This window comes from Butyricicoccus faecihominis (assembly GCF_014648015.1).
GTDB lineage: Bacteria > Bacillota > Clostridia > Oscillospirales > Butyricicoccaceae > Agathobaculum > Agathobaculum butyriciproducens.
Map to the genome: position 1 here is coordinate 111,516 of NZ_BMQH01000002.1, position 23,012 is coordinate 134,527.

Sequence of the window (23,012 nt, forward strand, 5' to 3'; positions counted from 1 at the left end):
ATGGCAATGCTGGAAGTTACTTCGCTCGGCATTTCGTTCGGCGGTCTGCGTGCCGTTGACGAGCTGAGCATGAAAATCGAAAAGGGCGGTCTGGTCGGCCTCATCGGCCCGAACGGCGCAGGCAAGACCACCGCATTCAATATGCTGACCGGCGTGTACCGCCCGACCGACGGCGGCATCCGTCTGGACGGTCAGAACCTCATCGGCAAAAAGCCGCATGAAATTTGTAAACTGGGCGTTGCCCGTACGTTCCAGAACATCCGCCTGTTCTCGCAGCTGAGCGTGCTGGATAACGTAAAGACCGGTCTGCACAATCAGATCACCTACTCGTTCGCAGAAAGCATGTTCCACCTCGGCTCCTACCGCAAAAAGGAGAAGCAGATGGACGAAAAGGCGATGGAGCTGCTGCGCGTGTTCGATCTGGACGGTGTAGCCGACTACAAGGCAGCCAACCTGCCGTACGGCAAGCAGCGCAAGCTGGAGATCGCGCGTGCGCTCGCGACCAACCCCAAGCTGCTGCTGCTCGACGAGCCTGCCGCGGGCATGAACCCGAACGAGACCGAGGAGCTGATGGAGACGATCGAAATCGTCCGCAAGAGGTTCGGCGTGACCGTCCTGCTCATCGAGCACGACATGAAGCTGGTCTCCGGCATCTGCGAGTACCTGTATGTGCTCAACTTCGGCCGTCTGCTGGCTGAGGGCACGCCCAAGGAAGTGCTGAGCAATCCGGAAGTCGTTAAGGCGTATCTGGGCGAATAAGAAAGGAGGAAACAAGTATGGCAATGTTGGAAGTAAAGGACATCAACGTGTATTACGGCCTGATTCATGCACTGCGCGACGTTTCCTTCGAGGTAAACGAGGGCGAGGTCGTAGCGCTCATCGGTGCAAACGGCGCCGGTAAGACCACCACGCTGCACACGGTCACGGGTCTGCTGCCGTCGAAGGGCGGCACGGTGACGTTTGAGGGCAAGGACATCACGCACAAGCCGGGTCATGCCATCGTGAAGCTGGGCATGAGCCACGTTCCGGAGGGCCGCCGCGTGTTCGCGGGTCTGACGGTCGCGGAGAACCTGCGTATGGGCGCGTACACCCGCCCGAAGAATGAGATCCCGGAGTCGCTGAAAATGGTCTACGAGCGTTTTCCGCGTCTGGAGGAGCGTAAAAATCAGGCAGCCGGTACGCTGTCCGGCGGCGAGCAGCAGATGCTCGCGATGGGCCGCGCACTGATGAGCAAGCCGCGCATCCTGCTGCTCGATGAGCCGTCCATGGGTCTGTCGCCGCTGTTCGTAGGCGAAATCTTCAAGATCATCGAGGAAGTGTCCAAGGCAGGCACCACCGTCCTGCTCGTAGAGCAGAACGCAAAGAAGGCGCTGTCCATCGCGGACAGAGGCTACGTCCTTGAGACCGGCAAAATTGTCAAGACCGGCAAGGCAGCCGATCTGCTGAATGATGATGCCATCAAGAAGGCTTATCTGGGAGAATAAATTTCGGAAATGGAAAATGGAGAATGGAAAATGGAAAATGAATGTGCGGCGCACAGCGCCGATATTAAATAATCGCGCTATGCGCGATACCACAATTCTCAATTCTCAATTCTCCATTCTCAATTATCAATTTATGTAGGGGGTAAATTATGAAACCTTACGTTATCACCATCGCGCGCCAGTACGGTTCGGGCGGCAAGACGGTCGGCAAGATGCTGGCGGACAAGCTGGGCATTCCGTTCTACAACCGCGAGATCATCACCATGGCGAGTGAGGACAGCGGTGTAAATGCCATGCTGTTCTCGGACGAGCGTCTCAAGGGCGATTTCCTGACGCGCCTGCGCGCGCATTATCACGGCAACACGCCCGTGCCGAACGACTCGTCCAAGTCCTACCTCAAGGATGAGGCGCTGTTCGCCTATCAGGTGAAGATCATCCGCCGTTTGGCGGATCAGGGTCCGTGCGTTATGATCGGCCGCTGCGCCGACTATATTCTGGCAGGCCGACCGGATGTTGTGCGCGTGTTCGTCCATGCGGACAAGGATTTCTGTCTCGAGCAGGCCATGAAGGTGGACTCGCTGCCCGAGAACGAGGTCGAGAAGAAAATTGCCGAGATCGACGAGTACCGCGCCCGCTACTACAAGCACCACACCGGCCACGACTGGTATGACGCGCGGAATTATGATCTGTCGCTCAACAGCGGCGTGCTCGGCTTTGATGGCACGGTTGAGGAGATCATCAAGTATATGGAAGTGCGCGAGCAGTTTCAGAAGTAAATAGGGGAGAACCGTTTGCGAGAGCAGGCGGTTTTCTTTTTTGCGTTTGGCGGTTGAAAGGATTTGCCTTACGGTATCCCATAATCGTTATGATTTACAGGTCGAACCCTTTGGTGGAATGTATGCCGTTGTATGGTCTGCGCAACGCCAAATCCTACGCCTGCAATCCGCCCCAATTCGACCTGAAAAAACTTTTTCAAAAAAATTTGAAAAAAGGGTTGACGAAACGGGGATTCTGTTATATACTAAACAAGTCGTCAGCGATGAGTCATCAAAAACGACAACAACTTAACAAGATGGAGAGTTGGCTGAGTGGTCGAAGGCGCACGATTGGAAATCGTGTAGGCGTGATGAGCGTCTCTAGGGTTCAAATCCCTAACTCTCCGCCATAAAGAGCTGAAACGTTGGTTTCGGCTCTTTTTGCATTACCTGTCGCGAAACTACAGTTTCGCCGACAAGGAGGAACGGACCGTAGGCCGTTCCAAAGTCGTCCGAAAGTTCCTATGCAGAAACTTTCTCCCTCCGGAAGTGAAAAAACCGAGATACATGCTCCCGGTTTTTTCGGATTGCAGAGCAATCCTATTGAATACGCGCTTACGCGCGGGCTGCGAACAGATTTTAACATCCTCTGACTGTGAACAGGGGATGTTTTTTTATTTTCCGGAAAATATTTTTTCGGAGTTGACCATTTGTGGTCAATTTTTTATCCGTTCCGGCGGTAGGGTAAAGGGAGGTGCTCACATGGGCAGAAACAGAAAAGTTGGATTGGACTGGTGGCCGCGCGACATCGGCCTGTACCGTGACCCGAAGCTGAGAGCCGCACGGCAGAAATTCGGCGTGCTCGGGCCGTATGTGTACGAATGCCTGCTCGACATTGCCTACGGCGACAAGGGCTACTACATCGCTTATAGCGGCGAGGGCCGCGAGGACACGCTGTGGCAGCTCCGCGAGTACACCGCCGGACTGGAAAACGTGACGATCGAAACACTGGCCGCCGTAGTCGATCAGCTGGTGGCAAGCGGCCTGTTCCATGCTGCGTTATATGAACGCGGCTTTCTCACATCCAAAAGAATACAGATGGGGTATTTTCTGGCGACCGTGACGCGTAATGCAGTGCCCATCAATTTTGACATTTGGCTTCTCACCGAGCAGGAAATGCGGGAGAAGAATCCGAGTGGCAAGTCTTTTGTGCTGCGTGCATTTATTTCCCACACGGAAAATGCGATTTATCGTACGGAAAATGCGATTTGTTGTACCGAAAATCCACAGAGCAGAGAAGAGCAGAGAACAGAAGAGCAGAGGACAGTAGAGGACAGTAGAGCAGAGCAGACCAGAGAAGAGAAAGCAGTTACGGCTGATTCTGGTCTGACGACCGAACTGGAAGAAAAACTGAATTGTAAGTTTGACCATAATTTCTGTCTGGAGCTGCGCAGGCTGCAGAACAAGGGTATGCACCGTGAGGTGTTTTTAGATACCGCCCGACAGACGGCTGAGAATGCACCGCGCAATCCGGCAGGGTATTTTCGCACGCTGCTGCAGAACTGCGAGCGTGACGGCATTCTCACCGCTGAGAATATGCAGAAACGGGCAAAGCCCGCACCGGCGCAGCCTGCAATCGGGCCGTCGAGCGAACAGCTGTCCGCGTTCGATCGGGAATGGTACGAGCGGGTCAAGCGGTACACAAGGGAGAAGGCGGTGCCGTCATAACCCTTTTCAACCGCGCCCGTGTCTGCTATAATGAGACAGACAAGAGAGGTGATTAGGATGGGCTATATTCGCCGTCCTGCGTATTACAAAGCATTCCGGTGCATCGGCTCGGACTGCACGGAAAACTGCTGTATCGGCTGGGAGATCGACGTAGACGAGGATTCCCTTGCGTACTACGAGACCGTTCCCGGCGATTTTGGCGAGCGTTTGCGCGCGAGCATTGCGCCTGCGGACGCGCAGACCGGAGAGCCGGCGCATTTTCGTCTGGACGCCGAGGAGCGGTGTCCGCTGCTGAACGACTGCAACCTGTGCGAAGTGCTGCTTCACTTAGGCGAGGACAAAATGGCGCAGATCTGCACCGACCACCCGCGGTATTACGAGTGGTTTTCGGACGGCCGTGAGGACGGTCTCGGCTTGTGCTGTGAGGCTGCCGCCGAGCTCATCCTCGCGCAGACCGGCGCACCGGCGTTTGACGTGACCGAGGCGGACGGCGTATCCGAAACCGGCACGGAGGCCGAAACCGAACTGGAGAACGTGCTGTTTTCCATGCGCGATGCGCTGTTCCGGCTGGCGTGTGAGGACGCGCCGTTCGATGACAAGGCCGACAGGCTCTACCGCACGGCAAAGGCGCAGCAGGAGCAGTACGACGACCTGCTGTTCCCGTTCCCCGAGGGGGAGGACAAGGCTGCAGACGAGACGGACGAGGACACGGCTTCGTGGTCGCAGGCGTTCTGGCGGGAGAGCACGCTCACGAGCCTGCTCGAGATGCTGCTCGGCTTTGAGATCAACAAGGATGACTGGCGCACGCTGCTGACCGGCGCAAAGGCGCGCCTGCCGGAGATTATCGCCCGCAGGAATGACTTTTTGCAGGCGTATCAGGGCAAACGCCATGAATACGATAACCTGCTGACGTACTTCCTGTACCGGCACTTTATGAAGGCGCTCGGGGACGACGCTGTGCAGGACAAGGTGCAGCTGGCGCTCGTGAGCACGGCGGTCATTCAGCTGCTCGATGTGTACGAGTGGCTCACCAACGGGGAACTCACGCACTGGGCGCAGATTTGCATCTGCAAGGCGTACTCGCGCGAGATTGAGTATAACGAGGACAATACCGAGCAGCTTGCCGCGTTTTCCGTCCTTGACGAAATGGAATAATGTGAAACACCGCGGACTGGGGGTCTGCGGTGTTTTTGTTTTGCGGCGCTGAACCACAGCGGAGGAGTGCGGCACCCGCCGCGGGGGGCAAAAAGGAAGGAACACCTGCGGTTTCCCTTCCTCTTTGAACTCCTACCTTTCCCTAATATCACCCGTGAGCAGCTTGCCGCCATGCTGTACCGCTATGCCGGCGAGCCGGACGGCGCGGCGGACCTGTCCGCCTACACGGACGCAGGCTCGGTTTCCGCGTATGCGGAAAAGGCGGTGCAGTGGTGCGTCAAGAACGGCATCCTGACCGGTAAAACGTCCTCGACACTCGCTCCCAAGGCAACGGCAACCCGCGCGGAGTGCGCGGCGATGCTGCAGCGTTTCGCAGCACTCTGACTGTCGCGAAACTACAGTTTCGCCGACAAGCAGGAACGGACCGTGGGCCGTTCCAAAGTCGTCCGAAAGTTCCGCCCGTTGGTTGAAACTTTCTCCCTCCGGAAGTATAAAAATTTGCGCTATCCTTGCGCGGTTTCTTGACCGCGCTGCGCTGATACATGCTCCCCGTTTTTATGGATTGCAATGCAATCCTATTGAATGCGCGCTAACGTGCGAAGAGAACGAGAAAGCAACAGCCTGAACGAATGAAAAGAGCACCGCAGTTTGCATTCTGCGGTGCTCTTTTTTGTCCTTCAAAACATACGGAAGTCTACGCAGAACGGTAACAGTCGGTACACCGTTCCAACACAGAGCAAATCTAGAATAAGACTATACCACAAAGCGCCGCAGCTTTAATTATGCGGTATAGTCTCATATCAAAGGAAAGGAGGCGGCGGCATGCAGACGAGCACACAGGCAGTCCGCGCACGCACGGACGAGCCGTTTTTGGAGCGGTTCATTGAGGCACATGAGGCATTTGTTCTCCGGTGCGCGAGCAGGCATGCAGGCTTTGCGGTTACGCGCAGCAACGATGAATACTCGGTCGCGCTGCTGGCCTTCTACGAAGCCATCAAGGGCTACGACCCGGCAAGCGGGCCGTTCGGCGCGTATGCGTCGCTTGTGATTGGCAGACGCCTTGCCGACCATTACCGCAGTCAGCACCGGTTTGACGCGGAAACGCCGCTTGCCCCGCAGACGTTCGACGGCACGGTGGACCGCGAGAGCGCGGACGCCGCCATGCAGCAGGCGGTCGCAGAGCAGATGAGCGAAGCAAAGCCCATCAGCGCACAGGAGGAAATCGAGGCGGCAAACACGGTGTTTGAGAAGTACGGGTTCGCGTTTTATGATTTAGCGGCAAGCTCGCCCAAGTCGGACAAGACGCGCCGCAGCTGCGCCGTGGCGGTCGGCACGCTGCTGCATTCGCCGGTGCTGTTTGCGTCCATGCAGAGCGCGCACAGCCTGCCGATCAAGGCGCTCGCGCAGCAGTGCGGCGTGTCGGCGCGGACGATAACCCGTCACCGGGATTACATTGTAGCGGCGGCGCTGCTCATCGACGGCGATTACCCCATCCTCTGCACCTATCTGCAGACCATGCGCAAGGAGGCAGAACAATGCGTGCGATAATTACGGATATTCGAGCGGGAAAGGCCGCCGCACTCGCGGAGGACGGCATGGTTCACCTTGTAGACGCGAAGAACAGAGCGGTCGGACAGGAGATTCGTATTCCGGCGAAGCACCGCAGACGTTGGAAAAAGCCGCTGACCTGGGCGGCGTGTGCGGCTGTCCTGTGCGGCATGGCGACCACCAGCGTGTACGCCGCGTATGAGCCATATGCCAGCGTCAGCATCGTGGGCGGCACGGACAGCGTGGAGTATACGGTAAACCGGTTCAATCAGGTGCTCGGCGCCCGCGTTTCCGGCAAGGAGCAGCCGCCGGACGGCAAAATTCCGCGGTTTGCACGCATTGATAAGGCGGTGGAGCATACCGTCCGGCAGGAAGCAAAGGAAGGCGAGCGCGTCAGCATCACCGTGACCTCGCGCAGCAGCGGCCACGCCGAACGGCTCCGTGAGCATATTGACGATCGGTTCCGGCAGTCCGGCGATAAGAGAAACCTGCCTGAGGTGAGGGTGCAGCCGCCGGAGAAACCGGGGAACGCTTCGGGAGAGAGCCGGCAGAGTGAGAGCGCAGAGCAGGCATAAAAATGCTCCCGCGCTTGACTTGGCGCGGGAGTGTGGTATAATAAAGATACAAAAAGGGAAACGCTGTGCGCAGCGGTTAGACCCTTTCTAAGTAGTCATTTGTTAGATGACCGTTTGGGGGCCAGCCCAAGCGGTCATCGCGCATTTATAAGGAACATGTACAGTACAATGACCGCACAGATAAAAAGCTCAAAGGCTTTCTTCCTCATGCGCAGCACCTCCTTCCGCCCACAGACCGTGGGGAAGAAGAAGATCTGACCGCCTGCAGTGATTGCTCACTGCGTGTGCAACAGCGTTTCCACGAGTTAAGTATAACAGGACGTGCGAAAAATGTCAATTTCCGCAGGTTGACAGCACCTGAAAGTGTGCTATAATGTAATTAAAGGGAAACGCCGTCCGTTGGACGGTCAGCTCCCAAGTTCAGTCAAAAGTTTTCACAGATGACCGTACGGTTGCCGCCGGACGGTCATCGCGCATATACGGAGAAAATGTACAATACAATGACTGCACATACCAAAAGCTGAAGTGCTTTCTTCCGCATTTACGCCACCTCCTTTCCGCCTCAAACCGAGGGAGGAAAAGAGGAGCTGACCGTTTGTCCATGCAAACAGGCGTTTCCTTATGACAAGTATATCACACAGGCGCAAAACCTGTCAATTTGCGGCTGACCTTACCCGGTCGGCCGCTTTTTGCGTGAAAATGCTTGCCTTTTGCATGGAAAATGCCGTATACTTGTATATACCGAATCCACACGCTAAGGAGCGAAACCTATGAATATCACCAAGGGCGATGTGCAGGAGCTGCGCCGCCGTTTGAAAAAGACCGAATGCACGTTCGGGCGTCTGTGCGGCTGCTACGTCAACAGCGGCAAGCAGATCGTGACCAAGTTTACCGAGCAGTTTTCCGAACTGGAAGAGGATGAATACTACAAGTACCTCGAGATCGCCAAAAAGACGTTCAGCGGCACGCTCGGCGCAAACCTGCTGGAATTGGAGTTTGACCGCAGCGACAGCGGCATCGAGCACCAGAAATACCTGCTGACGCTCAAGGACAGCAAGCTGGCGAACGAGGAGCTGCTTGACCGTCTGTACGAGCAGGTGATCGAGGAGTACAGCTACCCGGGCAACTACCTGATCGTGGTTTACCACGATGTGTACGACGTGCCGAGCAAGGCTACCTCGGGCGAGGACCAGGACGAATCCACCGAGCTGTATGCGTACTGCGTGTGCGCGGTCTGCCCGGTCGAGCTGGCGAAGCCTGCGCTCGGCTATAAGGAGGACGAAAACCGCATCGGTGCGCGGGAGCGCGACTGGGTGGTCGGTCTGCCCGACCTCGGCTTTGTGTACCCGGCATTTGCAAACCGCGGCAGCGATGTCAACGCCGTGATGTACTACGTCAAGACCGGTCGTCCGTCGCACCCCGAGTTCATCGAGAACGTGCTCGGCTGTGTCGCGCAGCGCACGGCTGCCGAGGACAAGCTGGCATTCAAGAACGTGGTGCACGACGCCTTCGGTGAGGATGAGGAGCAGGCGGACGCGGCGTTCTTCCAGATGCAGAAGACCATCAGCGCCATGGTGGCCGAGCGGGAGGAGGACGAGAGCCTGCCGCCGGTCGAGCTGACCGCCGAGGCGGTTTCCGGTCTGGCGACCGAGGCCGAGGTGCCGGATGAGGTGCGCGCGCAGATCGAGAAGTCGTACGAGCAGGTGTTCGGTGACCAGCCGCCGCAGGCGCATAACGTGCTGGACAGCCGTCTGGTCGAGGAGGGCACGGTCAAGGCGCATACCGCCGCCCTGGAGCAGAAGGTGGCAGTGCTGCAGCAGGAGCTGGCGCATCAGGCAGCAAACGCCACCGACACGGACGAGGACGATGTTCCGTGGGAGACCGGCACGGTCATCGACGTGCGCATGCCGCAGGAGAGAGCCGTAAACGTCCATACCGAGGTTGTGGAAGGGCAGAAGTGCCTTGTCATTCCGCTCACCGGGGATGAATCCGCGCGGATCAACGGCGTGGAAGTGGAATAATTTATACATTAGGGCGTACCGAAAGGTATGCCCTTTTCGTTTTTTCAGCACCGGCTGAGTGGGGAAACTGAACCGCGCAGGCGGTTCACCCTTTCCGGGCGGCAGCTTTTTTTCAGCACCGGCTGAGCGGGGTGCACGAACTGCGTCAGCGTGTTCGCCCCTGACGGGCGGGGAGTTTTTCGCTTGAAATCAAGCGAGGAGTTGCGCTCTGCGGAGCGCGGGGATTCGCCGCGCCCCGCGGCGGGGCAAGAGGGTAGACACCTACGGTTTCTACCCTCTTAACTCCCGTTTCCCTTTATTTCTTAGTCTGGCGCAGATTGCCGACATGTGACCGCTTCGAAATAAGGGAACGGCAGAGGAGTTTTTCTCTGCTGCGGACGAACTACCTTCGGAGTTCGTCCTCTTGAGCAACCTGTTCGCAGTGTCAGATAGCGTACTGCTACACAGGTCGGCTACTTCCAGCAGGCGCGGCATGACAGTGCCGCGCAACTCTTTAACACGTTATACCGCACGGCACCTACGAATTTAGATGTCTGGTATAATTTATCCTCGTAGGTGCTGTCTATTACAACGCGCTCACGAATTGCGCGGCACTGCTATGCCGCGCCCTGCGTAGAGTTGCCCATATGTGTAGCAGTACGCTGTCTGTGAACTGCGAAAAGGCGGAGAAAGACACGCTGCGGTAACCCGACTGCCGTTCCTATTTTCGAAGCGGTCACATATAGGCAATCTGCGCCAGATTAGGAAGCAAGGGAAAGGTAGGAGTTCAAAGAGGAAGGAAAACCGCAGGTTGTCCTTCCTCTTTGCCCCCCCGCGGCGGGCGCCGCGACGTTCCCGCCGTCCGCAGACGGCGAATCCCCTCGCTGAGGTTCAGCGAAAAACTCTCCGCCCGGAAAGGGCGAACACGCTGACGCAGTTCGCGCACCCCGGCTTTCCGGTGCAGAAAAGGAGCCGCCCCGTCAGGGCGAACACGCCTGCGGCAGTTCGCGCACCCCGCTGGGTCGGTGCAGAAAATCCGGGAAATCCCGAAAAAATTTTCCCGCCCGAAAAGGCAGCAAAAACGCCCATTCTCACGCTGAGAAAACGTCTATCCGAACGGTATGGTTAGCAAAACCTAACCGCGCGGAATCCGGTCGAAAATTTCTCTCGAAAAAGTGCTTGACATATCGGTTAGGATATGCTAACTTATATACATGGTTAGCCGAGGCTTACTGATACGCCCCGTTGACCGGCACGCTTCCTCACGGAACGGGAACGTGCTGAATAGTTATAAAAGAAACAGCTTCCTCTGTATTTTGCGCATCATTCCGAACAAAACCGTATAGGCAATACCGCATAATTGAACAAGAGCGGTTTGCGGCGGATTTTGCGCACTGATGAGGCGTGGTTTTGCAGCAATACTTGACGTATTGCAAAAAATCACAACGAAATCAGGGCACAAAAGACCCGCAAAACGCCGCAGCTTTAATTGTGCGGTATTGCCTCAGGGCATTGCGCGGCTGAATGGCTAACCGCAGCCGCGCTGTTCGGGAAAAACGCATACCAAATGTACAGACCGGAAATACTGTAAACGGGAGGTGCATCAGCAATGCAAAATGGCTTGGATCGACTTTTAGCGACCTACTGCTCGCCGACACTGGCGGGCATCAAACCGGCAAGTCTGGTGTCGTGCGACCGGAATTTATATCCCGATCTGCCGCAGCGATTAAAGGAATACCGCGATGCGTTCTCAGCGCGAGAAATTCACTTCGAGATCGTCTGCGCCTGCAGCGCACGTTTCCTCTTGCTGGTATACAACAAGCCGCAGCTTGAACGCCGCATGGCGGACCCGCAGGTGCAGCATGTGCTCCGGCACTTTGCGTACCCGGTCGGTCAGCCGCTCGATGTTCTGCTGCGCAATCTCAAGCGCCGCATCGCCATGTCCAAGGACTTTCCGCACGAAATCGGACTGTTCCTCGGATACCCGATCGAGGACGTTGTGGGCTTTATTCGATACGCCGGAAAGGGCTGCAAATTAAGCGGTCTCTGGAAGGTGTACGGCGATGCCGAGGCGGCATCCCGACTGTTTGACCGCCTATCGCGGGTATGCCACGCCGTGACCAGACGCGTTGACAAGGGCGAAACCCTTCTCGAAGTGTTTGCAGCATAGCATAACTCGATAGAACTACAAATATAGAACAATACATGCGAAGGAGCAAGATCATTATGAGCAAAGCAGCAGTTATTTTCTGGAGCCAGACCGGCAACACCGAGCAGATGGCAAACGCGATTGCAGACGGCATCCGCGAGGGCGGCATGGAAGTTGACGTACTGAACGTTGCGGACACCACCCCGGCTGACGCTGTTAAGTACGCAAAGATCGCTCTCGGCTGCCCGGCTATGGGTGCTGAGGTTCTCGAGGAGACCGAGTTCGACCCGTTCTTCACCGAGCTGGAGAGCAAGATTTCCGGCCTGAAGGTTGCGCTGTTCGGCTCCTATGGCTGGGGCGACGGCCAGTGGATGCGTGACTGGGTACAGCGTACCAACGACGCAAACGCTGTCATCTACACCGATGAGGGTCTCATCCTCAACGAAACCCCGGACGACGACGGCATCGCAAAGTGCAAGGAGTTCGGCAAGGGCTTCGCAGCATTCTAAATTAGATTTTCTCTTGCGGCGTGCGCATACCTGCGCGCAGCGCCGAAACAATTTCTTACGGTCGTAGCTTGTGCGACGGCACGAGTTATGATACAAATATCCTTTCTTGTCCCGGGGGAAACCCCATGGCATACTGCCCGGTATGTCAAAACATAACATGAGCCCGCGGTCATCCGGAACAATGGCCGCGGGCTTCCTCCTATCTGCGGAAAAGGCTGGTCGGCAGCGGCGTTACCCCGATAACATGCAGTCTGTCAAAAAAAGTATTATTTTAATTTTTACGCTTCGTGCGTCAGCACGCATAAAATAGAATTTGCGGAGCAAATTCATAAATTCCGGGAGCATGGCCCAGGCCACCCTCTCTTGCCGCTATGCGGCAATTCACCTTGTGTATCTCGGAATTTATACAGGGGAAGAAAAAATGTGCCCGTCAGGGCGCGGTTTTTCTTCAGTATTCGCTCGAAAGCGTGGTTTCGAGCGAGAGGCTGCTCGAAAAACGATAGTTTTTTGACAGCCTCAACATGAGCCCGCGGTCATCCGGAACAATGACCGCGGGCTTCCTCCTATCTGCAGGATGCCCACAGTTAGCAACAGCATACTGCACAATTAGACACGGCCAACTCTGTGCAGATTAGTTAGCTTTGACAAACTTGCTTTTTCCGTATTGACACAAAAGGTTAGCTGGTGTAAACTTCAAATGATAAATAGGTTAGAGCGGTCTAACCTGATACAAAACACTTTTTTTCGCGCAGAGATTACAGAAAAGGAGAGGATTACCATTATGCCGCTTACGTTAATGGATGTTGGTGTAGAGACCACCGTAAAGACCATTCGAGGAAAAGACCAGACGAGAAAGTTCCTGCAGAATCTCGGCTTTGTCGAGGGCGCAAAGGTCACTGTTGTGTCTTCTCTGGCAGGCAACGTGATCGTAAACGTGAAGGATGCGCGCGTCGCAATCTCCGAGCAGATGGCTTCGCGCATTATGGTTTAATTGCAAAGGGGGCAAACGCAAATGAGCAATCTGAGACACACGCCGGTCGGCGCCACCGTAACCGTCCGCAAGATTGAGGGCGAGGGTGCAACCCGCCGCCGTATCATGGATATGGGCATCACCCGCGGTGCGGAGATCTATGTCCGCAAGGTAGCGCCGCTGGGCGATCCGGTCGAGATCACCGTGCGCGGCTACGAGCTGTCGCTTCGCAAGGCAGACGCTGAGATGATTCAGGTTGACTGATTTCGATTGAAACCACGGTTTCAATCGAGGGCTGACGAAAAACCGCGCCCTTTGGGCACATTTTTTCGTCCCTTGTATAAATTCCGTGATACATGCTCCCGGAATTTATGGATTTGCGCTGCAAATCCGATTTTATGCGTGCTTCGCACGAAGCGCGGATATCGCTTTGCGGCAGACGAAAATTCGTTAAAATTTTTTTACATAGGGGTTAGCGGATACTAATCCCAAGAAAGGGGAAAAAACATGTCAATTCGTTTGGCACTTGCCGGCAACCCGAACTGCGGCAAGACCACGATGTTTAACGATCTGACCGGTGCGACCCAGTATGTCGGCAACTGGCCGGGTGTTACCGTGGAAAAGAAGGAAGGTAAGTTCAAGGGCGATAAGGAAGTCCTGATCACCGACCTGCCGGGTATCTACTCCCTCTCTCCGTACACGCTGGAGGAGGTCGTTGCGCGTGATTATCTCGTAAACGAGAAGCCGCAGGCCATCATGAACCTCGTCGATGCTTCCAACATCGAGCGCAACCTGTACCTGACCACCCAGCTGCTCGAGATGGGCATTCCGGTCGTTATCGCGCTGAACATGATGGATATCGTCAAGAAGCGCGGCGACGTGATCGACGTAAAGAAGCTGTCTCAGGAACTCGGCGTGCCGGTCGTTGAGACCGCAGCCATCAAGGGCGAGGGCACCAGGGAGCTGGTCGAGACTGCCAAGAAGGCGGCAAAGGCTGCGAAGGCTCCGGCAGTGCACGGCTTCGGCGGCTCCATCGAGAACGCCGTCACCGAGATCGAGAAGCTGATCGCGGATGTTACCGAGCCCGCGCAGCGCCGCTGGTTCGCTGTCAAGCTGTTCGAGCGCGACAGCAAGGTGCAGGCGCGCTTCACCCTCGGCAAGGACGTGCAGGACAAGATCGAGAAGCTCATCACCGCCGTTGAGGAGGAGCTGGACGACGACGCGGAGTCCATCATCACCGATGCGCGCTATCAGTACATCGGAAAGCTGGTCAAGGACTGCGTAAAGAAGAAAAAGACCGGTCTGTCCACCTCGGATAAGATCGACCACATCGTTACCAACCGAATCCTCGCTCTGCCGATCTTTGCACTGGTCATGTGGCTGGTCTACTACGTTTCCGTAACCACCGCGGGCGGCATCTTCACCGACTGGGCGAACGACGGTGTGTTCGGTGACGGCTGGCATCTGTTCACCATCGGCGCTGCTGACTATGAGGAAGCAACCGCCGAGTACGACGACCAGATCACCCGCCGCGATGCATGGCTCGAGGCTGCTGACGAGGCCGGCATCGACACCGCTGCTCTGACCGAGGCGCTCGAGGCCGAGGAGGCTGACGAGACCGCCATCGCTGACGCAGCTGCTGCCATCGAGGTAGACCCGGCTGCTGCATCGGTTGTCGGCACTGCCGAGTTCGAGGACGAGGACTCCGGTGAGGTTACCACCGAGGACGTTACTCTTGCGACCTTCGAGGAGACCATGACTGCCGAGGAGCCGGACCCGGCTGATTTCGGTGTATGGGTGCCGGGTATCCCGGTGCTGCTGGAGAAGCTGTTCGCCTCCATGGGCGTTAACGAGGACGGCTGGGTTTACAGCCTGGTAATGGACGGTATCGTTGCCGGTGTCGGCGCGGTTCTGGGCTTCGTTCCGCAGATGCTTATCCTGTTCTTCTTCCTCGCTATCCTCGAGGACTGCGGTTACATGGCGCGTGTTGCATTCATCATGGACCGTATCTTCCGCAAGTTCGGTCTTTCGGGCAAGTCCTTTATCCCGATGCTGATCGGCTCCGGCTGCGGCGTACCGGCTGTCATGGCTTCCCGTACCATTGAGCAGGAGCGCGACCGCCGCATGACCATCATGACCACCTGCTTCGTACCGTGCGGCGCTAAGCTGCCGATCATCGCAATGTTCGCAGGTGCGTTCTTTGGCGGCTCCGGCACCATCGCATTCTCCGCTTACGTTCTGGGCGTGCTGTCCATCATCATCTCGGGCATCATGCTCAAGAAGTTCAAGATCTTCACCGGCGACCCGGCTCCGTTCGTCATGGAGCTGCCGAGCTACCACGTTCCGACCGCAGGCAACGTATTTCGCTCCATGTGGGAGCGCGGCTCCTCCTTCATCAAGAAGGCAGGCACCGTCATCCTGCTGTCCACCATCTTTATGTGGTTCACCCTCGGCTACGGCTGGGAAGGCGGCGCGTTCTGCGCGGTATCCGATATCGACAACTCCATCATGGCGCGCATCGGCTCTGTTATCGCTCCGATCTTCACGCTGCCGGGCTTCGGCAACTGGAAGGGAACCGTTGCCACCATCTCGGGTCTGGTTGCGAAGGAGAACGTTGTTGCTACCTTCGGTCAGCTGTATCACTTCGTCGGCGAGGTTGCAGAGGACGGCTCCGAAATCTGGAGCGAGCTGGCTGCTGACTTCACGCAGGTCGGCGCGTATGCCTTCATGGCGTTCAACCTGCTGTGCGCACCGTGCTTCGCGGCAATGGGCGCCATCAAGCGTGAGATGAACAACGGCAAGTGGACCGCACTTGCAATCGGCTACATGTGTGCTTACGCTTACGTTGTATCCACCATCATTTATCAGATCGGCGGTCTGATCACCGGCGAGCTGACCTTCGGTATCGGCACGGTCGTTGCCATCGCATTCATCGCGCTGATCATCTTCCTGCTGTTCCGCAAGCCGGCCAAGGCTGACTCCACCGAGGGTCTGCGCCGCATGAGCGTGGACGCCAACTGATCCTTCCGTATTTGAAAGGAGGCTTTTACCATGAGTATTGGTGATGTAATTCTGGTTTTGATCGTAGTGGCTGTCGTGTTCTTTGCGGTTCGTTCGGTCTTCGTCAAGAAGTCCGGCGGCTGCGGCGGCGATTGCGCACATTGCGGCGGCAGCTGTCATCACACAGCGCCTCCGGACAAGAAAAAGTAAACACCTCTCTAAAACCGTCCCGCTTTGCGGGGCGGTTTTTGCGTTAAGATCGTACTCTCGGACAGGGCTTCGCAGGCAGAGCTTTTGCGGTGTGCCCGAACCGCGCAGGCGGTTTGTCCTTTCCGGGCGGAGAGTTTTGCCGTGAACCACGACGGGGAGTGCCGCTACGCGCGGCGGGCGCACAAGAGGGTAGACAACCTGCGGTTTTCCACCCTCTTGTGAATCTCCCCTTTTCCCTCAAGGGCTTGGGTGCAGATGGTAGACTGCGTAAGCAGGAAAAGGGGAACGGCAGAGGATTTTTACTACCGCGTGGTATAACACCTTTCCGCATTTCGGCTGCCGTACTGCTACATCCAATTTGGGTCTGCGCAGGCGCGGCATGACAGTGCCGCGCAAACCGATTGCAAGTGCCAACCGGCTACAACCGCAGGACGTGGATAATCAGCACAGGTAAAAATGTTGCGCGGCACTGTTATGCCGCGCCCTGCTGGAAGTAAATCGTATGTGTAGCAGTGCGGTATCCGACACTGCGTAGAGGTAGAGAAATGGACGCGCAATGCGCGCCCCTACGGAAGTGTAACCCGACTGTCGTTCCTTTTCCTGCTTACGCAGTCTACCATTTGCACCCAAGCCCTCGAAGGAAAGGTAGGAGTTCAAAGAGGAAGGGAAACCATGGGTGTCCCTTCCTTTTTGCTCCCGCGGCGAGTGCCGCAGCTCCCGCGGCGAGTGCCGCAGTCCCCGCGCCGGACGGCGCAATGTCCCCGTCGTGGTTCACGGCGAAATCCCCGCCCGGAAATGGCGAACCGCCTGCGCGGTTCGGGCACACCGCAAAGCCGGTGCCTGCGACCGCTTCGCTATCCTCGAAAACGCCCTTTGCCTTTCCCACTCGGCGTGCTATAATTGATACATAAAGGTGGCGAACGCGCGTGAAACTGCTGACCAAGAACCAACTGAAGATTTTTGCGATCGTGTGCATGACGCTCGACCACATTGGCGCGGCGCTGTTTCCACAGGCGGTGTGGCTGCGCGTGATCGGACGGCTGGCGTTTCCGCTGTTCTCCTACTGCATTGCAGAGGGCTGCCGCTATACGCGGAACAAAGCCCGATACTTCGGCAGCGTGTTCGCGTGCGGCGCAGTGTGCGTTATCGCGTTCCTGCCGTTCGGCAGCTTCTACGGCAACGCGCTCATCACGCTGAGTATGTCCATTTTGCTGCTGTACGGTATGGAGGCGTGGAAAAGCAGCGGAAAACTGCGCTTTCTCGTGCTCACAGCCGCGCTTGCCGCCGTATTTTACCTGCTGTGCCGGACGGTCTACATCGACTACGGCTTCGCCGGCGTGCTGCTGCCGCTGTACGCCGAAGCCGGACGTCTGCTCTGGGAGCGCGTGTTCGCCGACATTCCGCCGGTCATCGGCGAGCGGCTCGGCTTTGCGGTCGGTCTGCTGGCGCTTGCCGGTGTGATGGGCGGCGTGCAGCGCTTCTGCGTGCTGGCGATCTTCCCGATTTTGCTGCTCGGCAATGAGCGCGGCAAATGGAAAATGAAGCACTTTTTCTATACTTACTATCCTGCCCATCTGGCGGTCATCGGCGCATTGCAGATGGCGCTTGAAGCCGCGGCAGGATAACCGCTCGAACAGTGGAAGTACAGCGGAAATTGTGGTATAATAGCCTCATTCGGCTATTATAAATGATTGAATGGCGTATACCACCAGTGGCATAAAAATTTACGTTAAACTTAACGTTTAGCAGCCACTGTGGTATACTATATATAATGTATAAATGAGCGAGGAAAATACACATGAAAATCATGGTGATAGACGGCAACAGCATATTGAACCGCGCGTTCTACGGCATCCGGCAGCTGACCAACCACGAGGGACTGCCCACCAACGCGGTTTACGGCTTTCTGGCTACGCTGTTCAAACTGCAGGACGAGGAGCAGCCCGACCGCACCATCGTCTGCTTTGACGTGAAGGAGAAAACCTTCCGCCACCTCAAATTCGACACCTACAAGGCCACCCGCAAGGGCATGCCGGATGAGCTGGTGGCGCAGCTGCCGATTACAAAGCAGGTGCTCGATGCCCTGGGCGTTACCCGCTGCGAGCTGGCGGGCTACGAGGCCGACGACCTGCTCGGCACGATCAGCCGCCGTGCGGACGAGCACGGCGACACCTGCGTGGTCGTAACCGGTGACCGCGACAGCCTGCAGCTGGTCGGCGGCGGCACGACCGTTATGCTGGTCTCCACCCGCATGGGACAGACCACCTACCAGACCTATGACACCGCCGCTTTCCGCGAGAAATACGGCTTCGACCCGATTCGCCTGATTGACCTCAAGGCGCTCATGGGCGATTCGTCGGACAATATCCCGGGCGTGCCCGGTATCGGTGAAAAGACCGCCATGCAGCTCCTGCACGACTTCGGCACGCTCGACGGCGTGTACGCGAATATCGAGGACGAGCGCATCAAAAAGGGCGCGCGCACCAAGCTGCAGAACGGCGAGCAGTCCGCGAAGGACAGCTTCTGGCTTGCCACCATCGACCGCAACGTGCCACTCGACCTCGATGTGGAGCACCTGCCCGCGCAGGACATCGACGAGACCGCGCTCTACGACCTGCTGACCCGGCTGGAGTTCAAGAATTTCATCAAGCGGTTTGACCTTTCGGGCGAGAGCGTGTCTGCGCCACGTCTGCCGGAGCTGAAAACAGAACGAGTGGAGAATGTGCTCGAAGCGTTCAACTTAATGGATTCGCTGACCGACTGCGACCGCGTGTACGCCATCGTGCCGGAAACCTTAGGTGCAGTTTGCCTGCTGGACGGCGACACGGCGCATATCCTGTTCGCGGAGAGCTTCGGTGACGCGTGGAACGACATTCTGCGCCGCCTGTTCGACGGCACGCTGTCGCTTGTGCTGCACGATGCGAAGGCCGCCGTGCGGGCGCTGCTGCAGCGCGGCATGGACCCGAAGGGCATCGTGTTTGACACCGCCATCGCGGCGTACCTGCTCGACCCGACCCAGTCCGGCTACGACCTGCCGCGCCTTGCGCTCGCGTACTGCAATGCCGAGCTGCCGGAGCTGGATCTGGACGATCCGGCGGCGGTTTCGCTGCTCGGCGGTCAGGAGGACACCGAGAAGGCCGTGGCGCAGCATGTCGGTGCGCTGCGCGCCATTTACGCCGAGGCGGCTGACCGGATCGAGCAGCTCGGCATGCGAAAGCTGTACTACGAAATCGAGCTGCCGCTCCTGCGCGTGCTGGCTGAGATGGAAGCGGCGGGCTGTGCGGTCGAGCCGGACGAGCTGCGTGCCTTCGGTGACAAGCTGGACGTGCGTATCCGCGACCTGACCGAGCAGATTTATCATGACGCGGACGGCGAGTTCAACATCAACAGTCCCAAGCAGCTGGGCGAGGTGCTGTTCGAGAAACTCGGCCTGCACGCCCCGAAAAAGACAAAAACAGGCTATTCCACCAACGTTGAGGTGCTTGAGCGTATCGCGGAGGACCACCCGATCGTGCCGCGCATTCTCGAGTACCGCAAGCTGACCAAGCTGAAAAGCACCTACGTTGAGGGACTTCTCAAGGTCATCAGTCCGGTGGACGGACGCATTCACACGCATTTTCAGCAGACCGTGACCGCCACCGGACGCCTGTCCTCGACCGACCCGAATCTGCAGAATATTCCGGTTCGCACCGAGCTTGGCCGCGAACTGCGCCGCATGTTTGTCGCACCGGACGAAAATCACGTCCTGATCGACGCGGATTATTCGCAGATTGAGCTGCGCGTGCTCGCGCATATCTCGCAGGACGAGCACATGATCGAAGCCTTCCGGCACGGGCAGGATATTCACGCCGCAACGGCTGCTAAGGTCTACCATGTGCCGCTTGAGGAGGTCACGCCGCAGATGCGCTCCTCGTGCAAGGCGGTCAACTTCGGCATCGTGTACGGCATTTCGGATTTCTCACTCGCGCAGGATATCGGCGTGACGCGCAAAGAGGCGGGTGAGTTTATCAAAACCTACCTCGACACCTATCCGGGCGTGAAGAAATATATGGAGGACATCAAGCAGACCGGCAGGGAGCAGGGCTACGTTTCCACGCTGTTCGGCCGCCGCCGCGCGCTGCCCGAGCTGAAGAGCAAGAACTTCAATATGCGCTCGTTCGGTGAGCGTGTCGCGATGAATACCCCAATTCAGGGCACCGCCGCGGATATCATCAAAATCGCCATGGTACGCGTCCGCGACCGCCTGCTGAGAGACGGTCTGCAGAGCCGATTGATTCTCCAGGTGCATGACGAACTTATCCTCGAAGCACCGAAGGACGAGCAGGAAACCGCTATGCACCTGCTCACCGAGGAGATGGAGCACGCATTCCAGATGGATGCACCGCTCGTGGCAGAGGCCAAGGCGGGGCACAGCTGGTACGATGCGAAATAAATGGAAAATGGAGAATGGAGAATTGATGTGCGGTGCGCAGCACGGACGGAACTCGCGCAAGGATAGCGGCATTCTCAATTCTCCATTCTCAATTATAAAGTTGAGAGTGAAATACAATGGAACAGATTATATTCATTTGCACCGGCAACACCTGCCGTTCCCCGATGGCGGAAGGCTTCTTCCGCGCACATAACGGCGAGGAAAAGACCGGTTTAACGGCGGCTTCTGCCGGATTATACACCGAAAACGGCCTTCCGGCTTCCGCGAACGCGGTTGCCGCAGCCGGAGAACGCGGCGCGGATATTTCGGCGCACCGCTCGCGTCAGCTGACCGCCGAGATGGCGCGCGGCGCGAAGTATCTGGTCTGCATGACCGGCGCGCACTACGACCGCCTGTGCGAACTGTTCCCGGACTGCGCGGACAAGATTTTCACACTGCTGCCCGAGGACATTTCCGACCCGTTCGGCGGCGATCTCGCCACCTACCGCCGTTCTGCCGCCGAGATCGACAAGGGCGTGCAGGCGGTCATCAAGAACCTGAGCCGATGAACATTGTCGTGATGCAGGAGCGCCATCTCGCGGCGCTGGCGGAGATCGAGCGCGCGTGCTTTCACGCGCCGTGGAGCGAAAACATGCTGCGCGAGGAGCTGGGCAAGGGCATCTTTCTTGTGGCGGAGCAGGACGGCAGAACGGCGGGTTACGTTGGCTGCCAGACCGTGCTCGACGAGGGATATATTACCAATGTTGCCGTGTCGCCCGACTTCCGGCGGCAGGGTATCGCGCGGGCGCTGATTGCCGAGCTGACAGCGAAAGCCGGAGAAAACAAGCTGGCGTTTGTGACGCTCGAGGTACGCGAGAGCAATGCACCGGCGATAGCGCTCTACACCGGAGCCGGATTTGCACCGGTCGGGAAACGGAAGAATTTTTACAGCAATCCCGCAGAAAACGCGGTTTTAATGACGATTTCACTGATTTGAAGGAGGATTTTGCCATGCTGGAGCTTCGCTTTGTTGACGCGGAAAACAGGGATTTTCACGACCTGACCGCTGCGCTGGACGAGTATTATTTCATGCTCGTCGGTGAGGTGGAGAAGCGCTACGCCAAGTACAACCTGCCGCATCTGTTTAACTGCCGCATCGTTGCGTACGAGGACGGCAAGCCCGCAGGCTGCGGCGCGTGGAAGAAGATCGACGAGGGGACATTCGAGGTCAAGCGCATTTACATCGCGCCGGCGTTCCGCCGAAAGGGCGTTGCGAGCGCGGTCATTGCGGCTCTCGAGCAGGACGCGGCAAAGCACGGCTTCACCAAGGCCATCCTCGAGACCGCCCGCACGACCGAGGATTCGGCGGCGCTGTACACCAAGCTCGGCTATCGCGTCATTCCGTACTACGGCAGTCCGGCGGGCGCGGAAAACTGCCTGTGCTTTGAGAAAAATTTAGGAGATTAACCATGAAAATACTTGCAATCGAGTCCTCGTGCGATGAAACGGCGGCAGCCGTCACCGAGGACGGACGAAAAATCCTGTCGAGCGTGGTGGACACGCAGATCGCCACGCACGCGCTGTACGGCGGCGTTGTGCCGGAAATCGCGTCTCGGCGGCACATGGAGGCGGTCGTGCGCGTGACCGAGCAGGCGCTCAAGGACGCGGAAATGGACAAGCACGATGTGGACGCGGTTGCCGCGACCTGTGCGCCCGGACTGATCGGTGCGCTGCTCGTCGGCGCGAACTTCGGCAAGTCGCTCGCCTTTGCGATGAACAAGCCGTTCATTCCGGTGCACCACATCCGAGGACACATTGCGGCTACTTATCTGGCGTATCCGGAGCTGAAACCGCCGTTTTTGACACTGATTGCGTCCGGCGGCCACAGCGAGATCGTGATGGTGAAAAGCTACACCGAGTTTGAAATCCTCGGCGGCACACGCGACGACGCAGCAGGCGAGGCGTTCGATAAAGTCGCCCGCGTGCTCGGTGTCGGCTATCCGGGCGGCCCGAAGATCGACAAGCTGGCGCAGGACGGCGACCCGAAAATGTACAAGCTGCCGGATTCGCACATCAAGGATGCGCCGCTGGATTTCTCCTTCTCGGGACTCAAAACGGCGGTCATCAATCTGGCGCACAACGCCGAGCAGAAGGGCGAAACCATCGACCGGAACGGCCTTGCGGCCTCGTTCTGCGCGGCTGTCGTACATACGCTCGTGCCGCGGCTCGAGATGGCCGTCAAGCAGACGCATGCGCGGCGCGTTGTGTGTGCGGGCGGCGTGGCAGCGAATTCCTTCCTGCGGGCGGCCCTGCAGGACATGGCAAAGCGCGAGCACGTACAGCTGTTTATGCCGCCGCTGCACCTGTGCGGCGATAACGCCGCCATGATCGGCAGTCAGGCGTATTATGAGTATCAGGCGGGCACCCGCGGCAAAACCCTGCAGAATGCCTACGCGACCGCGGATATCGGAAAGAATATCTGCGATTGAGATGAATTGAGCATGCACTTCGTCTGCAT

At 57.5% G+C, this 23,012-nt stretch carries 22 protein-coding genes and 1 tRNA gene; all 23 read left to right on the forward strand.

Annotated elements, in window-relative coordinates; translation table 11 throughout:
- A complete protein-coding gene (locus tag IEY11_RS02140) occupies positions 1-759 on the forward strand; it encodes an ABC transporter ATP-binding protein (protein WP_110435077.1) in 759 nt (252 codons plus the stop codon).
- Positions 760-776: 17 nt separating this feature from the next.
- Positions 777-1,484 carry an ABC transporter ATP-binding protein gene (locus tag IEY11_RS02145; RefSeq protein ID WP_188885624.1) on the forward strand — a complete coding sequence of 236 codons (708 nt, stop codon included), beginning with the start codon at positions 777-779 and terminating at the stop codon, positions 1,482-1,484.
- A gap of 149 nt (positions 1,485-1,633) precedes the next feature.
- Positions 1,634-2,260, forward strand: a complete 627-nt coding sequence (locus tag IEY11_RS02150; RefSeq protein WP_118564008.1) for a cytidylate kinase-like family protein — start codon at positions 1,634-1,636, stop codon at positions 2,258-2,260.
- A 40-nt stretch (positions 2,261-2,300) separates the two neighbouring features.
- A complete protein-coding gene (locus IEY11_RS02155; protein ID WP_188885625.1) occupies positions 2,301-2,552 on the forward strand; it encodes a hypothetical protein in 252 nt (83 codons plus the stop codon).
- Positions 2,553-2,558: 6 nt separating this feature from the next.
- A tRNA-Ser gene (locus IEY11_RS02160) sits at positions 2,559-2,649 on the forward strand.
- 352 nt (positions 2,650-3,001) lie between these two features.
- A complete protein-coding gene (locus IEY11_RS02165; RefSeq protein WP_188885626.1) occupies positions 3,002-3,967 on the forward strand; it encodes a DUF4373 domain-containing protein in 966 nt (321 codons plus the stop codon).
- A gap of 57 nt (positions 3,968-4,024) precedes the next feature.
- Positions 4,025-5,122: a flagellin lysine-N-methylase gene (gene fliB, locus IEY11_RS02170; protein ID WP_194461852.1), complete on the forward strand. Its 1,098-nt coding sequence runs from the start codon at positions 4,025-4,027 to the stop codon at positions 5,120-5,122.
- Between the two features lie 171 nt (positions 5,123-5,293).
- Positions 5,294-5,506: an S-layer homology domain-containing protein gene (locus IEY11_RS02175; protein ID WP_158580230.1), complete on the forward strand. Its 213-nt coding sequence runs from the start codon at positions 5,294-5,296 to the stop codon at positions 5,504-5,506.
- Positions 5,507-5,944: 438 nt separating this feature from the next.
- Complete coding sequence (locus IEY11_RS02180; protein ID WP_188885628.1) at positions 5,945-6,670, forward strand: sigma factor; 726 nt, start codon at positions 5,945-5,947, stop codon at positions 6,668-6,670.
- Positions 6,658-7,245 carry a hypothetical protein gene (locus tag IEY11_RS02185; protein ID WP_188885629.1) on the forward strand — a complete coding sequence of 196 codons (588 nt, stop codon included), beginning with the start codon at positions 6,658-6,660 and terminating at the stop codon, positions 7,243-7,245. The genes IEY11_RS02180 and IEY11_RS02185 overlap by 13 nt, the downstream gene beginning before the upstream one ends.
- 770 nt (positions 7,246-8,015) lie before the next feature.
- Positions 8,016-9,266 carry a DUF4317 domain-containing protein gene (locus IEY11_RS02190; protein ID WP_118730375.1) on the forward strand — a complete coding sequence of 417 codons (1,251 nt, stop codon included), beginning with the start codon at positions 8,016-8,018 and terminating at the stop codon, positions 9,264-9,266.
- A gap of 1,588 nt (positions 9,267-10,854) precedes the next feature.
- Positions 10,855-11,415 (forward strand): DUF3793 family protein, encoded by a 561-nt coding sequence (locus tag IEY11_RS02195; protein WP_188885630.1) that lies wholly within the window; start codon positions 10,855-10,857, stop codon positions 11,413-11,415.
- 56 nt (positions 11,416-11,471) lie between these two features.
- Positions 11,472-11,903: a flavodoxin gene (locus tag IEY11_RS02200; protein ID WP_116704598.1), complete on the forward strand. Its 432-nt coding sequence runs from the start codon at positions 11,472-11,474 to the stop codon at positions 11,901-11,903.
- Between the two features lie 781 nt (positions 11,904-12,684).
- Positions 12,685-12,894 carry a FeoA family protein gene (locus tag IEY11_RS02205; RefSeq protein WP_188885631.1) on the forward strand — a complete coding sequence of 70 codons (210 nt, stop codon included), beginning with the start codon at positions 12,685-12,687 and terminating at the stop codon, positions 12,892-12,894.
- A gap of 21 nt (positions 12,895-12,915) precedes the next feature.
- Positions 12,916-13,137, forward strand: a complete 222-nt coding sequence (locus tag IEY11_RS02210; protein ID WP_110435064.1) for a FeoA family protein — start codon at positions 12,916-12,918, stop codon at positions 13,135-13,137.
- A 243-nt stretch (positions 13,138-13,380) separates the two neighbouring features.
- Entirely contained in the window at positions 13,381-15,894 is a 2,514-nt protein-coding gene (gene feoB / locus IEY11_RS02215) for a ferrous iron transport protein B (RefSeq protein ID WP_188885632.1), read from the forward strand.
- A gap of 30 nt (positions 15,895-15,924) precedes the next feature.
- Positions 15,925-16,083: a FeoB-associated Cys-rich membrane protein gene (locus tag IEY11_RS02220; protein WP_308743850.1), complete on the forward strand. Its 159-nt coding sequence runs from the start codon at positions 15,925-15,927 to the stop codon at positions 16,081-16,083.
- 926 nt (positions 16,084-17,009) lie between these two features.
- Positions 17,010-17,708, forward strand: a complete 699-nt coding sequence (locus IEY11_RS02225) for a TraX family protein (protein ID WP_188885633.1) — start codon at positions 17,010-17,012, stop codon at positions 17,706-17,708.
- A gap of 173 nt (positions 17,709-17,881) precedes the next feature.
- Positions 17,882-20,515: a DNA polymerase I gene (polA, locus tag IEY11_RS02230; RefSeq protein ID WP_188885634.1), complete on the forward strand. Its 2,634-nt coding sequence runs from the start codon at positions 17,882-17,884 to the stop codon at positions 20,513-20,515.
- A 116-nt stretch (positions 20,516-20,631) separates the two neighbouring features.
- Positions 20,632-21,063, forward strand: a complete 432-nt coding sequence (locus tag IEY11_RS02235; RefSeq protein ID WP_188885635.1) for a low molecular weight protein arginine phosphatase — start codon at positions 20,632-20,634, stop codon at positions 21,061-21,063.
- Positions 21,060-21,491, forward strand: coding sequence for a ribosomal protein S18-alanine N-acetyltransferase (gene rimI / locus IEY11_RS02240; RefSeq protein ID WP_118285146.1), 432 nt, complete (start codon positions 21,060-21,062; stop codon positions 21,489-21,491). The genes IEY11_RS02235 and rimI overlap by 4 nt, the downstream gene beginning before the upstream one ends.
- A gap of 14 nt (positions 21,492-21,505) precedes the next feature.
- Positions 21,506-21,961, forward strand: coding sequence for a GNAT family N-acetyltransferase (locus tag IEY11_RS02245; RefSeq protein WP_117752299.1), 456 nt, complete (start codon positions 21,506-21,508; stop codon positions 21,959-21,961).
- 2 nt (positions 21,962-21,963) lie between these two features.
- Positions 21,964-22,983, forward strand: coding sequence for a tRNA (adenosine(37)-N6)-threonylcarbamoyltransferase complex transferase subunit TsaD (tsaD, locus tag IEY11_RS02250; RefSeq protein ID WP_188885636.1), 1,020 nt, complete (start codon positions 21,964-21,966; stop codon positions 22,981-22,983).
- The last annotated feature ends 29 nt before the right edge of the window (positions 22,984-23,012 follow it).

What these genes read in the sequence shown, in the direction of transcription:
- IEY11_RS02140 (WP_110435077.1), top strand. Translation starts at nt 1, where the DNA reads ATGGCAATGCTGGAAGTTACTTCGCTCGGCATTTCGTTCGGCGGTCTG.
- IEY11_RS02145 (WP_188885624.1), top strand. Translation starts at nt 777, where the DNA reads ATGGCAATGTTGGAAGTAAAGGACATCAACGTGTATTACGGCCTGATT.
- IEY11_RS02150 (WP_118564008.1), top strand. Translation starts at nt 1,634, where the DNA reads ATGAAACCTTACGTTATCACCATCGCGCGCCAGTACGGTTCGGGCGGC.
- IEY11_RS02165 (WP_188885626.1), top strand. Translation starts at nt 3,002, where the DNA reads ATGGGCAGAAACAGAAAAGTTGGATTGGACTGGTGGCCGCGCGACATC.
- fliB (WP_194461852.1), top strand. Translation starts at nt 4,025, where the DNA reads ATGGGCTATATTCGCCGTCCTGCGTATTACAAAGCATTCCGGTGCATC.
- IEY11_RS02175 (WP_158580230.1), top strand. Translation starts at nt 5,294, where the DNA reads ATGCTGTACCGCTATGCCGGCGAGCCGGACGGCGCGGCGGACCTGTCC.
- IEY11_RS02180 (WP_188885628.1), top strand. Translation starts at nt 5,945, where the DNA reads ATGCAGACGAGCACACAGGCAGTCCGCGCACGCACGGACGAGCCGTTT.
- IEY11_RS02185 (WP_188885629.1), top strand. Translation starts at nt 6,658, where the DNA reads ATGCGTGCGATAATTACGGATATTCGAGCGGGAAAGGCCGCCGCACTC.
- IEY11_RS02190 (WP_118730375.1), top strand. Translation starts at nt 8,016, where the DNA reads ATGAATATCACCAAGGGCGATGTGCAGGAGCTGCGCCGCCGTTTGAAA.
- IEY11_RS02195 (WP_188885630.1), top strand. Translation starts at nt 10,855, where the DNA reads ATGCAAAATGGCTTGGATCGACTTTTAGCGACCTACTGCTCGCCGACA.
- IEY11_RS02200 (WP_116704598.1), top strand. Translation starts at nt 11,472, where the DNA reads ATGAGCAAAGCAGCAGTTATTTTCTGGAGCCAGACCGGCAACACCGAG.
- IEY11_RS02205 (WP_188885631.1), top strand. Translation starts at nt 12,685, where the DNA reads ATGCCGCTTACGTTAATGGATGTTGGTGTAGAGACCACCGTAAAGACC.
- IEY11_RS02210 (WP_110435064.1), top strand. Translation starts at nt 12,916, where the DNA reads ATGAGCAATCTGAGACACACGCCGGTCGGCGCCACCGTAACCGTCCGC.
- feoB (WP_188885632.1), top strand. Translation starts at nt 13,381, where the DNA reads ATGTCAATTCGTTTGGCACTTGCCGGCAACCCGAACTGCGGCAAGACC.
- IEY11_RS02220 (WP_308743850.1), top strand. Translation starts at nt 15,925, where the DNA reads ATGAGTATTGGTGATGTAATTCTGGTTTTGATCGTAGTGGCTGTCGTG.
- polA (WP_188885634.1), top strand. Translation starts at nt 17,882, where the DNA reads ATGAAAATCATGGTGATAGACGGCAACAGCATATTGAACCGCGCGTTC.
- IEY11_RS02235 (WP_188885635.1), top strand. Translation starts at nt 20,632, where the DNA reads ATGGAACAGATTATATTCATTTGCACCGGCAACACCTGCCGTTCCCCG.
- rimI (WP_118285146.1), top strand. Translation starts at nt 21,060, where the DNA reads ATGAACATTGTCGTGATGCAGGAGCGCCATCTCGCGGCGCTGGCGGAG.
- IEY11_RS02245 (WP_117752299.1), top strand. Translation starts at nt 21,506, where the DNA reads ATGCTGGAGCTTCGCTTTGTTGACGCGGAAAACAGGGATTTTCACGAC.
- tsaD (WP_188885636.1), top strand. Translation starts at nt 21,964, where the DNA reads ATGAAAATACTTGCAATCGAGTCCTCGTGCGATGAAACGGCGGCAGCC.